Origin of the sequence: Chryseoglobus sp. 28M-23, from assembly GCF_014789785.1 — a bacterium.
Classification (GTDB): Bacteria; Actinomycetota; Actinomycetes; order Actinomycetales; family Microbacteriaceae; genus Microcella; species Microcella indica.
In genome coordinates, this window is sequence record NZ_CP061846.1 from 1366778 (window position 1) to 1380593 (window position 13816).

The 13816-nt window shown below is 69.4% G+C and carries 13 protein-coding genes and 1 pseudogene; 10 read left to right on the forward strand and 4 right to left on the reverse strand.

From position 1 onward, the window contains the following. Nucleotides 1-2: 2 nt before the first annotated feature. Genes tatC through IE160_RS06640 form a run of 4 tightly spaced genes read left to right on the forward strand, consistent with a single transcriptional unit; the run spans nucleotide 3 to nucleotide 5566 of the window. Nucleotides 3-812: a twin-arginine translocase subunit TatC gene (gene tatC, locus IE160_RS06625; RefSeq protein WP_349815712.1), complete on the forward strand. Its 810-nt coding sequence runs from the start codon at nucleotides 3-5 to the stop codon at nucleotides 810-812. Further along, nucleotides 802-3270, forward strand: coding sequence for a DEAD/DEAH box helicase (locus IE160_RS06630; protein WP_191150584.1), 2469 nt, complete (start codon nucleotides 802-804; stop codon nucleotides 3268-3270). Before tatC ends, IE160_RS06630 begins: the two co-directional genes overlap by 11 nt. Next, nucleotides 3270-4832, forward strand: coding sequence for an apolipoprotein N-acyltransferase (gene lnt / locus IE160_RS06635; RefSeq protein ID WP_191150585.1), 1563 nt, complete (start codon nucleotides 3270-3272; stop codon nucleotides 4830-4832). The genes IE160_RS06630 and lnt overlap by 1 nt, the downstream gene beginning before the upstream one ends. After that, nucleotides 4829-5566 carry a polyprenol monophosphomannose synthase gene (locus tag IE160_RS06640; protein WP_179871913.1) on the forward strand — a complete coding sequence of 246 codons (738 nt, stop codon included), beginning with the start codon at nucleotides 4829-4831 and terminating at the stop codon, nucleotides 5564-5566. The genes lnt and IE160_RS06640 overlap by 4 nt, the downstream gene beginning before the upstream one ends. Here the strand turns inward: IE160_RS06640 and IE160_RS06645 are convergent. From IE160_RS06645 to IE160_RS06660, 4 genes are all read right to left on the reverse strand, one after another. After that, nucleotides 5563-5931 carry an RNA polymerase-binding protein RbpA gene (locus tag IE160_RS06645; protein ID WP_179871914.1) on the reverse strand — a complete coding sequence of 123 codons (369 nt, stop codon included), beginning with the start codon at nucleotides 5929-5931 and terminating at the stop codon, nucleotides 5563-5565. The genes IE160_RS06640 and IE160_RS06645 overlap by 4 nt on opposite strands. Nucleotides 5932-6032: 101 nt before the next feature. Further along, complete coding sequence (locus tag IE160_RS06650; protein WP_191150586.1) at nucleotides 6033-6794, reverse strand: glycerophosphodiester phosphodiesterase family protein; 762 nt, start codon at nucleotides 6792-6794, stop codon at nucleotides 6033-6035. Nucleotides 6795-6797: 3 nt separating this feature from the next. Further along, entirely contained in the window at nucleotides 6798-7715 is a 918-nt protein-coding gene (locus IE160_RS06655; protein ID WP_152582782.1) for an SPFH domain-containing protein, read from the reverse strand. After that, on the reverse strand, nucleotides 7712-8191 hold the full coding sequence (locus IE160_RS06660; protein ID WP_224744388.1) for an NfeD family protein: 480 nt from the start codon (nucleotides 8189-8191) through the stop codon (nucleotides 7712-7714). The genes IE160_RS06655 and IE160_RS06660 overlap by 4 nt, the downstream gene beginning before the upstream one ends. Before the next feature lie 86 nt (nucleotides 8192-8277). Between IE160_RS06660 and IE160_RS06665 the strand changes: the two genes are divergently transcribed. The 6 genes and pseudogenes from IE160_RS06665 (at nucleotide 8278) to IE160_RS06690 (ending at nucleotide 13707) form a co-directional block, all read left to right on the forward strand. After that, nucleotides 8278-9048 (forward strand): SDR family oxidoreductase, encoded by a 771-nt coding sequence (locus IE160_RS06665; RefSeq protein ID WP_179871916.1) that lies wholly within the window; start codon nucleotides 8278-8280, stop codon nucleotides 9046-9048. Further along, the gene (locus IE160_RS06670) at nucleotides 9048-9506 is read left to right on the forward strand and encodes an NUDIX hydrolase (RefSeq protein ID WP_191150587.1); all 459 of its coding nucleotides are present in this window, start codon (nucleotides 9048-9050) and stop codon (nucleotides 9504-9506) included. The genes IE160_RS06665 and IE160_RS06670 overlap by 1 nt, the downstream gene beginning before the upstream one ends. A 165-nt stretch (nucleotides 9507-9671) precedes the next feature. Continuing rightward, nucleotides 9672-10648 (forward strand): annotated as a pseudogene (locus tag IE160_RS06675) (squalene cyclase). Between the two features lie 25 nt (nucleotides 10649-10673). Continuing rightward, complete coding sequence (locus IE160_RS06680) at nucleotides 10674-13031, forward strand: ATP-binding cassette domain-containing protein (protein WP_179871922.1); 2358 nt, start codon at nucleotides 10674-10676, stop codon at nucleotides 13029-13031. A 41-nt stretch (nucleotides 13032-13072) separates the two neighbouring features. After that, nucleotides 13073-13327, forward strand: coding sequence for a hypothetical protein (locus IE160_RS06685; RefSeq protein WP_179871923.1), 255 nt, complete (start codon nucleotides 13073-13075; stop codon nucleotides 13325-13327). Further along, nucleotides 13324-13707: a type II toxin-antitoxin system VapC family toxin gene (locus IE160_RS06690; protein WP_191150588.1), complete on the forward strand. Its 384-nt coding sequence runs from the start codon at nucleotides 13324-13326 to the stop codon at nucleotides 13705-13707. The genes IE160_RS06685 and IE160_RS06690 overlap by 4 nt, the downstream gene beginning before the upstream one ends. The last annotated feature ends 109 nt before the right edge of the window (nucleotides 13708-13816 follow it).

Below are 13816 nucleotides of genomic sequence, written 5' to 3' on the forward strand. Positions count from 1 at the left end.
CCGTGGCAGACCGCCCGCCGCGGTCCCGGAATCCCGAGGGCCGCATGTCCCTCGGCCAGCACCTCGTCGAGTTGCGCAAGCGACTCACGCGCGCCGGTGCGGCGATCCTGGTCGCCGCGGTCGGCGGCTGGTTCCTCGTCGACATCGTCTGGGCCGAGCTCAGCCGACCCGTGCTCGAGTTCGCCGAGCGCGCCGACCGCGAGGCCGCGATCAGCTACACCACGGTGACCGAGGCGTTCGACACCCGACTGCTCATCACTCTCACGCTCGGCGTCGTGATCGCCTCGCCCATCTGGCTGTATCAGCTGTGGGCCTTCATCGTGCCCGCTCTGCATCAGCGCGAGAAGCGCTACGCGATCGGATTCCTCGGCGCGGCCGTGCCGCTCTTCCTCGCGGGCTGCGCTACGGGCTGGCTCATCCTGCCCAACATCGTGAGCCTTCTGACCGGCTTCGCTCCCGATGACACGACGACGCTGCTCACGGCGCGGGTCTACCTCGACTTCTCGCTCAAGCTCATCATCGCGATCGGTATCGGCTTCGTGCTGCCCGTCATGCTCGTCATGCTCAACTTCGCGCGGGTGCTCACCGCCGCGTCGATCCTCAAGAGCTGGCGCTGGGCGATCGTCGCGATCGCGCTGTTCACGGCTCTCGCCACTCCTGCCGCTGACGTGCTGTCGATGTTCCTCCTCGCGATCCCCATGGTGGGCCTGTACTTCCTCGCCGCGGCGATCGCGACCTTCCACGACCGTCGACTCGCCAAGCGAGAGGCGGCCATGAACGCGAGCTACGGCATCCCCACCGATGCCGAGTAGCGGCGTGCCGGCGGCAGAACCCACGCCGGCCGAACGATTCGCGGCAGCGCGCACCCTGCGCGGGCTTCCCCGACTGCGCGCCTTCCGCGACGGTCTGGCGATCGACCTCGACCCGTTCCAGCTTGCCGCGTGCCAGGCGCTCGAGGAAGGTCGCAGCGTGCTCGTCGCCGCCCCCACGGGTGCGGGCAAGACGATCGTCGCCGAGTTCGGCGTGTTCCTCGCGATGTTCGAGCCGAAGGCGAAGATCTTCTACACGGCGCCCATGAAGGCGCTCAGCAACCAGAAGTACACGGAGCTCGTCGCCGAGTACGGAGCGAGCGAGGTAGGGCTGCTCACGGGCGACACGAACATCAACGCGAGCGCGCGCGTCGTCGTCATGACGACCGAGGTGCTGCGCAACATGCTCTACGCCGATTCGCCGCTCCTGACCGATCTGGCCTACGTCGTCATGGACGAGGTGCACTACCTCGCCGACCGGTTCCGCGGGGCCGTGTGGGAGGAAGTGATCATCCACCTGCCGCTCGCAGTGCGGCTCATCTCCCTGAGCGCGACAGTCTCCAACGCCGAGGAGTTCGGTGACTGGCTGCAGGCCGTGCGCGGCGACACCGACGTCATCGTGAGCGAGACCCGCCCCGTACCGCTCACGCAGCACGTGCTCGTGCGATCGAAGCTGCTCGACCTCTTCGACTCGTCGGGGCAGGCGGCCACGAACCGCGTCAACCCGGAACTCGTGCAGCTCGCGCGCGCCGGCGGGGCGAAGGTGCACCGCGGTCGCGGCCACCACCCGAAGCGGTGGGAGAAGCGCTCGGGGCGCTCCGGCGGCTTCGGCGGCGATGAAGGCCGCATGGATCGTGCCGCGATCGCCGGGATGCTCGGAGCCAGGAACCTGCTGCCCGCGATCTTCTTCATCTTCAGTCGGGCGGGGTGCGACGCCGCCGTCCGCCAGCTCGTGCGCTCGGGTCTTCGCCTCACCGACCAGGCGGAGCGCGACGAGATCCGCTCGATCGTCGAAGAGCGCTGCCGCACGCTGCGCGACGATGACCTCGCGGTGCTCGGCTACTGGGAGTGGCTCGACGGGCTGCAACGCGGCGTCGCCGCCCACCATGCCGGTCTTCTGCCGGCCTTCAAGGAGGTCGTCGAGGAGCTCTTCCAGAAGAAGCTGCTGCGCGTGGTCTTCGCGACGGAGACGCTCGCCCTGGGCATCAACATGCCCGCACGTACTGTCGTGCTCGAGAAGCTCGAGAAGTTCAACGGCGAGGCGCGCGTTCCCATCACGCCGGGGGAGTACACCCAGCTCACCGGCCGGGCAGGCAGGCGCGGCATCGACACGGAGGGTCACGCGGTCATCCAATGGACGGGCGGCCTCGACCCGCAGGCGGTCGCCTCGCTCGCCTCGCGACGCACGTATCCGCTCAACTCGAGCTTCCGGCCGACCTACAACATGGCGGTCAACCTCATCGAGCAGTTCGGCCGCGACCGCGCCCGCACCATTCTCGAGAGCAGCTTCGCGCAATTCCAGGCCGACCGCGCCGTCGTCGACCTCGCGCGCACGGTGCGCAAGCAGCAGGAGTCTCTGCAGGGCTACGCGACGGCCATGGAGTGCCACCTCGGCGATTTCGCGGAGTACTCCGCCCTGCGACGCGAGCTCAGCGACCTCGAGAAGGGCTCGACGGGCCCGGGGAAGGGCGCCTCGCAAGCAGACCGCGTACGCCGTCAGAAGCAGATGGAGGGCGTGCGCAAGCGCATGCGCACGCACCCCTGCCATGGCTGCGCCGATCGCGAGGCGCACTCCCGGTGGGCGGAGCGCTGGTGGCGGCTCAAGCGCGAGAACGACAAGCTCGGCCGCCAGATCTCGGGCCGCACGGGTGCCGTCGCCGCGGTCTTCGACCGCGTCACGGTCGTGCTCGAGAAGCTCGGCTACCTCACGAAGGACGAGCACGGGCGCACTGCCCTCACCGTCCATGGCCGCTCGCTGCGCCGCATCTACGGGGAGCGCGACCTGCTCGTCGCCGAGTGCCTGCGTCGCGGGCACTGGAAGGATCTCGACCCCGCCTCCCTCGCCGCGATGGCGAGTGCAATCATCTTCGAGGCCCGTCGGGATGACGGCCAGGCACCCGAGTACAACCTGCCGCGGGGCGCCTTCCGCCCCGCTCTCGAGCGCACCCAGGAGCTGTGGGCGCGACTCGACGACCTCGAGCGCGACCACCGGCTGCCCGGGTCGATCCCGCTCGCCACGACCCTCGCCCTCCCGATGCAGCGCTGGGCGCAGGGCGCGAGCCTCGACGTCGTGCTGCGCGACGCCGACATGGCCGCGGGCGACTTCGTGCGCTGGACCAAGCAGACCATCGACCTGCTCGACCAGATCTCGATCGTCGCCGACGGCGCCGTCGGGCGCACCGCGCGGTCGGCCCTCGACGCGATCCGCCGCGGCATCGTCGCCTACAGCTCGGTCGCCTGATGACTCACGGCACGAACGCTCCCGCTCCGCGCGCTTCGTCGTGGTCGCTCCCCGCCGCGCCCCGGCTGCCGCTCGCCCTCGCGATGGGCGCGCTGGGTGGCTGGATGACCGACCTCGGGTTCCCCGACGGCGCGGCCTGGCCGCTCACGATCGTCGGGGTCGCGCTCGTGCTCGCGAGCCTGCGCGGTCGCAGCGTCGGCGGGGCGCTCCTCGTCGGCGCGGTGAGCGGCTTCGCCTTCTACGGCACCCTCATCGAGTGGCTCACGATCTACCTCGGCGTCGTGCCGTGGCTCGCCCTCACCCTCGCGCAGGTGTTCTTCACCTCGCTCGGCGCTGTCATCATCACCCTGGCCTGGCGCTGGGTTCCGCGAGCCTGGCCGGGCACGGCCGGGCGCCTCCTGCTGACCCCGGTCATCGTGGCGGGGGCCTGGACGCTCCGGGAGGCCGTCTCGAGCACGTTCCCGTTCGGCGGCTTCGCGTGGGGCCGTCTCGCGCACAGTCAGGCCGAGGGTCCGCTCGGGCACTGGGCCGCGTGGATCGGCTTCTCCGGCCTCACCTGGCTGCTCGCCACGCTCGCGGCGCTGCTCGTCGTCGTGGCGATCGAGTCGCGCGAGGGGGTGCTGCGGCGCAGCATCCTCGTCGTCGGTGTCACGGCGACCGCCCTCGTGTGGCCCGCGTTCCCCGTGGCCGTCACGGGCACGACGACCGTCGCCGCGGTGCAGGGCAACTCCGATGCGGGGCTGTTCGCCGGGCGCGAGCCCGGCGACATCCTGCAGGACCACTACGACGCGACCGTGCCGCTCTTCGATACCGGGCTCGATCTCGACATGGTCGTCTGGCCCGAGAACGCCTCCGACCTCGACCCCCTGCGCAGCGAGCTCTCTGCCGCGGTGCTCGACCAGGTGAGCGATCGCCTCGACGCTCCCGTCGTCCTCGGCACGATCACGGTCGACGGTGACGAGACGTTCAACAGCGCGCTGCTGTGGCGCGACGGCGAGGGCGCTCTCGATCAGTACGACAAGGTGCGGCCCGTGCCCTTCGCCGAGTATCTGCCGGCGCGCGAGTTCTTCTACCCGCTCGCGCCCGACCTGTTCGACCTCGTGCCGCGCGACTATGCCTTCGGCCAGCGGGACACCGTGTTCGACATCGACGGAGTGATGGCGGGCATCGCGATCTGCTTCGACATCGTGGACGACGATCTCGTGCAGCGCATGGTCGACGAGGGCGCCCAGGTGCTGCTCGCGCCGACCAACAACGCCGACTTCGGGCGCACCGACCAGAGCGTGCAGCAGCTCGGCATCGCGCGCTTGCGCGCCATCGAGCAGGGCCGCAGCCTCGTCAACGCATCGACCGTCGGAGCGAGCGCGATCGTGGCTCCCGACGGCTCGACCATCGACGCCCTGCCGCTGTTCGAGAAGGGCACGATGGTCGCCGAGGTGCCGCTGAGCGACACCATCACGCCGGCGCACGCGCTCGGACGCACGATCGAGTGGTTCGCGATCCTGCTCACGCTCGCGAGCATCGCGATCGCCGGCGTCAGCGCACGACGGGAGCCCGCATGAGGGGCACCCTCGTCGTCGTGCCGACGTACAACGAGGCCGCGAGCATCCGCAGCCTCGTCGGCCGCGTGCGCGACGCCGTGCCCGACGCCGATGTGCTCGTCGTCGACGACGCCTCACCTGACGGCACGGGGGCGATCGCGGACGAGCTGGCCGCCGTCGACAGCCGCATCGTGGTGCTGCATCGCTCGGCCAAGAGCGGGCTCGGCTCGGCGTACCTGGCCGGGTTCGCACGGGCGCGCGAGGGCGGCTACCGGTACGTCGTCGAGATCGACGCCGACGGCTCGCACGATCCGCTCGAGCTGCCGGGGATGCTCGCGCTGGCCGAAGCGGAGCAGCTCGACCTCGTGATCGGCTCCCGGTGGGTGCCGGGCGGCTCGGTCGTCAACTGGCCGTGGTCGCGACGGTTCATCTCCCGCACGGGCAACCGGTACGCGCGCGCCATGCTCGGTTCGGGCATCCGCGACATCACCGCGGGCTTTCGGGTCTACCGGCTGAGCGCTCTCGACGGCCTGGACCGCGCCGTGGTCTCCTCCCAGGGCTACTGCTTCCAGGTAGAGCTCGCGTGGCGCGTCGAGCGAGCCGGCGGGCGCGTGCGCGAGCTGCCGATCCAGTTCGTGGAGCGCGTGAGCGGTCGATCCAAAATGGGTCCGGGAATCGTCGCCGAGGCCCTCTGGCGGGTCACCGTCTGGGGTGTCGCGACGCGTCTCGGCCGGTCACCCCTCGCCGACGCCTAAGCGCCCTTGCGCGCCGCGCCTCCGCGACGCTCGCGCAGCAGAGCGAGTCGATCTTCGAGAAGCTCTTCGAGCTCGTCGCGCGTGCGACGCTCGAGCAGCATGTCCCAGTGCGTGCGGGCGGCCTTGATCTCGCTCTCGACGAGGTCGACCGGGGTGCCGTCGGGGGAGAGCTGCACGCCTTCCTTGCCCGACTTCGGGGACTGCCAGCGGTCGGGCAGCTCGGCATCGGAGGCGAAGATCACGTCGAAGGTCTCGCCGTCGGCGGTACGGAACTGCACGCGCTGACGAGACGCGAATTCCACGCCTTCCTCCGTCTGCATGCTCTGGGAGCCGAGTCGCATGCCTCGCAGGGTTCGATCTGCCATCGCGCACCTCCATCAGTCATCGGGAAATCCATGTATAGGTATAGACCCCTGAGGGGGTGCACGCCCAGTGAACAGGGGCTTTCCCAGAGACTTGCCAGCGCTTACGGACGTGAGCGAACCACATCCATCGCGAGGTCCGCACGATCGGTCACGATGCCGTCGACCCCGAGGTCGAGGAGGCGGTGCATGGAGTCGACGTCGTTGATCGTCCACACGTGCACCTCGACGCCGGCTGCGTGGTACTGGCGCAGCCGACCAGGGGTGACCGTGTTCATGCCGAGCGCGCGCTCGGGAATCTGCACCGCCTGGATGCCGCGCAGGAGGCGCCGCACCGCGGGTCCGCCGCGTACGGAGGCGGCGAGCAGCGCGCCCGCGAAGAGGGGCCCCGACGCGCTCGTGGCGACACCGGGGAGCCGGGCGATCGCCGCGCGCCGACGCCGCTCGCTGAACGAGGTGAGCAGCACGCGCTTCTCTGCCCGCAGCGAGGTGATCGACTCCACAGCCGAGGGCACCGCCGCGGCGTCCTTGAGGTCGATGTTGACGCGCGCGTCGGGAAAGGCATCGAGGGCTTCGGCGAGGGTGGGCATGTGCTGCCCCTCGCCGAGGTCGAGCGCTGCCAGCTCTGCGACGGTCAGATCGCTGACCTTCTCGGACCGACCGATCACGCGCGACAGGTCGGGGTCGTGCGCGACCATCGCAACCCCCTCCGCGCTCGCGTGCACGTCGGTCTCGAGGTACTCGACGCCGAGGGCCAGCGCGTGCGCGAAGGCGAGCAGGGTGTTCTCCGGCGCCTCCACCGCGAGCCCCCGGTGCGCGAGCACGCGGGGGCCGTCGGGGGAGAAGTAGTGGTCGTCCGGCGACACCGCTCAGGCCTTGGGCGGAGTGCCGCCGGGGCCGAAGAAGCCCTGACCGATGCCCTTGAGCGCCTCGGTGAGCTCGCTCGGGATGATCCACATCTTGTTCGAGTCGCCCTCGGCGAGCTTCGGCAGCGTCTGCAGGTATTCGTAGGCGAGCAGCTTGCTGTCCGGGTTGCCGGCGTGGATGGCGCCGAAGACGATCTTGATCGCCTCCGCCTCCGCCTCCGCACGCAGAACCTGCGCCTTGGCGTCACCTTCCGCATTGAGGATCGCCGACTGCCGCGCGCCCTCCGCCTCGAGGATCTGCGACTGCTTGGTGCCCTCCGCGGTGAGGATGACTGCGCGGCGGTCGCGCTCGGCGCGCATCTGCTTCTCCATCGAGTCCTGGATGCTCACGGGCGGATCGATGGCCTTGAGCTCGACGCGGTTGACGCGCAGGCCCCATTTGCCCGTCGCTTCGTCGAGCACGACGCGCAGCTGGCCGTTGATGTTGTCGCGGCTCGTGAGCGCCTCCTCGAGGTTGAGGCCACCCACGACGTTGCGCAGTGTCGTGACGGTCAACTGCTCGACTCCGGCGAGGTAGTTCGCGATCTCGTAGGTCGCGGCACGAGCATCCGTCACCTGGAAGTAGATGACGGTGTCGATCGAGACCACGAGGTTGTCCTCGGTGATGACCGGCTGCGGGGGGAAGGAGACGACCTGCTCGCGCATGTCGACGAGAGGCCGCATGCGGTCGATGAACGGCACGAGGAGGTTGAGGCCCGGCTGGAGCGTCTTGTGGTAGCGGCCGAGGCGCTCCACGACGCCCGCGTAGGCCTGCGGCACGATGCGGATGGCGCGAATGAGGACGACCACGACGAAGATGCCGAGGACGACGAGGAGGGCGATCACGAAGATCTGCCCGAGGAACTCCGAGGGAGCGATCACGAGGGGTCATTCCTTTCTTCCGGAGCGACCTCCACGGTCGCTCCATCGACACGGGTGACGACGACGCGGTCGCCTTCCCCGAGACTGAGGTGGTCGGTCAGGTCGGCGGCGAGGCGCGCCGTCCAGGTCTCGCCGTTGGCGAGCTTGACCTGGCCGCCGGTGTCGGTCACGGGGAGCAGCACGCGAGCACGCATCCCGTAGAGCGCATCGACATTGCTCTTGGCCGGATCCGCGCCCTTGCGCAGCGTTTGCAGCAGCAGGGGTCTGATGGTGAAGAGGAGCAGCGCGGAGAGGATCGCGGCTGCCCCCACCTGCACCCACCACTCGGCACCGATGAGGTTGAGGCCGAGGCCCCCCAGGAGCGAACCCGCCGCGATCATGAGGAAGGTGAACTCGAGTGTGACGACCTCGATGATGACGCAGATGATCACGAAGACGAGCCAGATGATCCAGAGATACTGCGTCAGATCGATCACGATGCCCTCCTCCCCGGCGTGCGGCTCACGCTATCACCGGGAGGTGACCGTTGATCGGGTGCCACGAGCCGGTAGGGTCGAGAACCGTGAACAGCCCTCTGCAGCCCGGCCAGCTCGCCGGCACGACCACCCTTGTCACCGGCTCCTCGCGCGGCATCGGCGCCGACACGGCACGCTACTTCGCGGCCGCCGGCGCGAATGTCGTCATCAACTACCGCTCGAAGGCGCCGCGCGCCGACAAGCTCGTCGCCGAGCTCGAAGCAGCGGGCACCGAGGCGATCGCGATCGGTGCCGACCTCACCGACCCCGCGTCGGTCGAGTCGATGATGGAGACGATCCGCTCCCGCTTCGGCACCCTCGAGATCCTCGTGCTCAACGCCTCCGGCGGCATGGAGTCGGGCATGGGCGAGGACTACGCGCTGCGCCTCAACCGCGATGCGCAAGTGAACGTGCTCACCGCAGCGCTCCCGCTCCTGGGGGAGGGCTCGCGCGTCGTCTTCGTGACGAGCCACCAGGCTCACTTCATCCGCACGACGCCGACGATGCCGGAGTACGAGGCCGTCGCCCTCTCCAAGCGTGCGGGAGAGGATGCTCTGCGGGAGCACATCGGCACGCTCGCCGACCGCGGCATCGGGTTCACGGTCGTCTCGGGCGACATGATCGAGGGCACCATCACGGCGACCCTGCTCGAGCGGGCGGCCCCCGGCGCGATCGACGCGCGCAAGGAGGCCGCTGGCCGCCTCTACAACGTGAGCGAGTTCGCCGCTGAGGTCGCGCTGGCTGCCGTCGAGCCCGTGCCGGAGGACAACACGAAGCTCGTCGGCGACGTCAGCTTCTTCACCGCAGCGGAGCAGTAGTGGCGGCGGCGGCGGGCCTGCGCCGGACATCCCGCATTCTGCTCCTCGACGCCGACGGCGCTGCCCTGATGTTCTTCACGGCCGCGCCGGACTCGAGCCGCTTCTCGCGCTGGATCACGCCCGGCGGGGGAGTGGACCCGGGGGAGGACCACGCCCAGGCCGCCGTGCGCGAGCTGTTCGAGGAGACGGGCCTCGTGGTCGATGCGGTCGGCGAGCCGGTCTGGAGCCTCGACTTCGACGTCGCGTGGGACGAGGCCGATCACGACCGCGGCCATGCCGAGTATTACGTGGTGCGGTGCGAGCGCTTCACGCCTGCGTCGACGAACTGGACGGCGGAGGAGCACGTCGACGTGACGGCGCACCGCTGGTTCACGGCTGACGAGCTCGAGGCCTCGGGGGAGCCGTTCGAGCCCGCCGAGCTGCCCGCACTCCTGCGCCGCTTCTCAAACCCTGCTTGACGGGGGCCCGAGAACGACCGTCAGCTCCGTCACTCGCACGGTTTCGGACATCTCATACGCCTGATCACGTGCGAGCTGTCGGTTTCGGTAAGAGAGCTCGTGCAATGCCGCGTGCTGGCGCGCGACATGGTCTTGTCGAGCGGCTGGCGGGTCTACGCTCGCGGCATGTGGATCGATCCGGCTGTGACGCAGTGGATGCTCGACACCGATCCGACCCTCCGCTGGCAGGTCGAGCGCGATCTGCTCGAGGAGCCCGAGGCTGTATGGCAGGCGACGCGCGCCCGCATCGCGACGGAGGGGATGGGGGCCGAACTGCTCTCGCACCAGGACCCCGACGGGCAGTGGCGGGCGGCGCCTACTTCCCCGGCGACTTCGACTGGCACGGCCCCGAGGCGGCCGACGGTGCCGGCCAGCCGTGGACGGCGACGACGTGGACCCTCAACACCCTGCGCGAGTGGGGTCTGGAGGCGTCGGCGCTCGCCGGCACGGCCGAGAAGCTCGCGGCGAACAGCACGTGGGAGTACGACGACCTGCCGTACTGGGGCGGCGAGGTCGACGCGTGCATCAACGGCTTCACCCTCGCCAACGGCGCCTGGCTCGGTGTCGACGTGGAGGGCATCGCCACCTGGTTCGCCGAGCACGCGATGGCCGAAGGCGGCTGGAACTGCGAGTGGGTCGAGGGCTCGACGCGCGCGAGCTTCCCCTCGACGCTCAACTCGCTGAAGGGCATCCTCGACTGGGAGATCAGGACGGGCGACGCGCGCCTCCGCGAGGCGCGTCAGGCGGCCCAGGAATATTTGCTGCGGCGACGGATGCTCTACCGCGAGTCGACGGGCGAGCTCGTCGGCCCCTGGGCGACGTCGTTCGGCTACCCCTTCCGCCACGTGTACACAGCGCTCAACGCCCTCGACTACGTGCGCCGAGCATCCCTGCACGACGACGTCGCGCCCGACGAGCGCGCCACCGACGCGATCGAGGTCGTCCGCGCCGCCCAGCAGCCCGACGGCACGTGGCTGCAGGAGCGCCGCTACCCGGGTCGCGTCTGGTTCGAGCTCGACGTGCCCGTCGGCGAGCGCTCGCCGTGGCTCACGTTCTTCGCGCTGCGCGTGCTGCGTTGGTGGGACGAGAATGACGCGCGCTGACGGTGCATGGCACCAGAATGTCGACATGACCTCAGCGCAGCATCCGGCCGACATGCACGACATGATCCGCGTGCAGGGCGCGCGCGAGAACAATCTGCGTGACGTGAGCCTCGACATCCCGAAACGCCGCCTGACGGTCTTCACGGGCGTGTCGGGCTCGGGCAAGAGCTCGCTCGTCTTCGCGACGATCGCCGCCGAGTCGCAGCGCATGATCAACGAGACGTACAGCGCGTTCGTGCAGGGCTTCATGCCGAGTCTCGCGCGACCGGACGTCGACGTGCTCGAGGGGCTCACGACCGCGATCATCGTCGACCAGGAGCGCATGGGAGCCAACTCTCGCTCCACCGTCGGCACGGCGACGGATGCGAATGCCTTGCTTCGCGTGCTGTTCAGCCGCCTCGGCGACCCGCAGATCGGGCCTCCCAACGCTTTCTCCTTCAACGTGCCGACGACGCGCGTGAGCGGCGAGAGGACGAGCTCGACCGGGGAGACCGTCACGATCGAGAACGAGATCTACCTCGGCGGTATGTGCCCGCGATGCGAGGGCATGGGGGCGGTGAACGACATCGATCTCTCCGAGCTCTACGACGACGGCAGGGCGATCAACGATGGCGCGATCACGGTGCCCGGCTACACGGCCGACGGCTGGATGGTGCGCATCTTCACCGAGTCGGGCCTCGTTGACGGCACCGTGCCGATCCGCGACTTCAGCCCCGAGATGCTGCAGGCCTTCCTCTACAAGGAACCCACCAAGGTCAAGGTGTCGGGAATCAACATGACCTACGAAGGGCTCGTGCCGCGCATCCAGAAATCGATGCTCAGCAAGGACGTCGACGCGATGCAGCCGCACATCCGCGCCTTCGTGGAGCGCGCCGTCACCTTCACGGCCTGCCCGGAGTGCGAGGGCACCCGCCTGAGCGAGGCAGCCCGGTCGTCGCGCATCGATGGCGTGAGCATCGCCGAGGCGTGCGCGATGCAGATCAGCGACCTCGCGATCTGGGTGCGAACGATCGACGCACCGGGTGTCGGCCCGCTGCTGACGACCCTGCAGGGCGCGCTCGACTCGTTCGTCGAGATCGGGCTCGGCTACCTGAGCCTTAATCGGCCAGTCGGCACGCTCTCCGGGGGAGAGGCGCAGCGCACGAAGATGATCCGGCACCTCGGCTCCTCGCTCACCGACGTCACCTATGTCTTCGACGAGCCGACGGTGGGCCTGCACCCGCACGACATCCAGCGCATGAACGAGCTGCTGAAGCGCCTGCGCGACAAGGGCAACACGGTGCTCGTCGTCGAGCACAAGCCCGAGGCGATCGCGATCGCCGATCATGTCGTCGACCTCGGGCCGCGCGCAGGTACGGCGGGCGGCGAGATCGTCTTCGAGGGAACCGTCGCGCAGTTGCGGGGGAGCGGCACCCTCACCGGCCGCCACCTCGACGATCGGGTCACCCTCAAGACCTCGGTGCGAACGCCCTCGGGTGCGATCGAGGTGCGCGGAGCATCCAGCCACAATCTGGAGGCCGTCGATGTCGACGTGCCCCTCGGCGTCCTCGTCGTCGTCACCGGTGTCGCGGGCTCGGGCAAGAGCTCGCTCATTCACGGCTCGATTGCCGGGCGCGACGGCGTCGTCGCGGTCGACCAGGGGGCGATTCGCGGTTCGCGGCGCAGCAATCCCGCGACCTACACGGGCATGCTCGAGCCGATCCGCAAGGCCTTCGCGAAGGCCAACGGCGTCAAGCCGGCGCTCTTCAGCGCGAACTCGGAGGGCGCGTGCCCAACCTGCAAGGGTGCCGGCGTCATCGACACCGATCTCGGGATGCTCGCCTCGGTGTCGTCGCCGTGCGAAGACTGCGGCGGCCGGCGCTTCCAGGCGTCCGTGCTCGAGTACCGGCTGGGCTCAGCCACCATCACCGACGTGCTCGAGATGCCGGTGAGCGAGGCCGTGGGGTTCTTCGCGACGGGGGAGTCACGCGTGCCCGCCGCCCATGCGATCCTCGAGCGTCTCAACGACGTCGGGCTCGGCTACCTGACGATCGGGCAACCGCTCTCGACCCTCTCGGGCGGCGAGCGTCAGCGGCTCAAACTGGCCATGGCGATGGCCGACACCGGCCGAGTGCTCATACTCGACGAGCCCACGACCGGCCTGCACCTCGCCGACGTCGAGCAGCTGCTCGGGCTGCTCGACAGGCTCGTCGACAGCGGCACCTCAGTCATCGTCATCGAGCATCACCAGGCCGTCATGGCGCACGCCGACTGGATCATCGACCTCGGGCCCGGCGCGGGCCACGACGGCGGCCGCATCGTCTTCGAGGGAACACCCGCCGACCTCGTCGCGGACCGCGCGACGCTGACCGGTCAGCACCTCGCGGAGTATGTGGGCGCGTAAGCGACAGTGTTGCACTTTGCTATCAGTGCTACACTTTCGACATGCCCACCGCACGAGCGCGCCACATGCTGACGGAGACCGATGATCTCGCGCGTGCTCTCGACGATGCAGCGGCGGCCTGGCCCGAGCTGCGCGGCGATCGCCCAGCTCTCCTGCGCAGGCTTGTGCAGGCAGGGCACGCGACCCTCGAGGTGCGCGGGGGAGCGCGGGAGGTCATCCGAACCGCAGCGGGCGCTGCAACGGGATCCTATCCACGCGACGCACTGGCCACCCTGCGGACAGAGTGGCCAGAGTGATCATCCTCGACGCGAACGTCCTCATCGCCTTCCTCGACGGCAGCGACGCGCACCACGAGGCGACGCTGGATCTGCTCGAGCGGCGACTCGTTGACGGGTTCGGTGCGAGCGTGCTGACGGTGGCCGAGGCTCTCGTACATCCCACCCGCGCAGGTCGCGAGGCCTCGGCCATGGAGTCTCTGAGAGCGATCGGAGTGGACGTGCTTCCGATCACGGCCAACTCCGCCGAGGCGCTGGCGCGGGTACGGAGCGAGCACCGAATACGCATGCCGGATGCCGTGGCTCTGCACGCAGCCGTGACCACAAAGTCGGCACTCGCAACATTCGACGACGCGCTTGCGGCCGCGGCTGAGCGTGCCGGCGTCGTCGTCGCACGCTAGAGCCGACTAGCGGCCCATGCTTCCTCGCATACCTAGTATCCGATAATGCACATTATGTCAGCTCGCTCCAAGTTGGCACTCGAAGGGTGCGCCAGCCGGGTCTAGAGTG

Bases quoted from the DNA above. Each gene is read 5' to 3' on its own strand.
- IE160_RS06680 (WP_179871922.1), top strand. From the start codon at position 10,674: ATGACCTCAGCGCAGCATCCGGCCGACATGCACGACATGATCCGCGTG.
- lnt (WP_191150585.1), top strand. From the start codon at position 3,270: ATGACTCACGGCACGAACGCTCCCGCTCCGCGCGCTTCGTCGTGGTCG.
- IE160_RS06685 (WP_179871923.1), top strand. From the start codon at position 13,073: ATGCCCACCGCACGAGCGCGCCACATGCTGACGGAGACCGATGATCTC.
- IE160_RS06645 (WP_179871914.1), bottom strand. From the start codon at position 5,931: ATGGCAGATCGAACCCTGCGAGGCATGCGACTCGGCTCCCAGAGCATG.
- IE160_RS06630 (WP_191150584.1), top strand. From the start codon at position 802: ATGCCGAGTAGCGGCGTGCCGGCGGCAGAACCCACGCCGGCCGAACGA.
- IE160_RS06640 (WP_179871913.1), top strand. From the start codon at position 4,829: ATGAGGGGCACCCTCGTCGTCGTGCCGACGTACAACGAGGCCGCGAGC.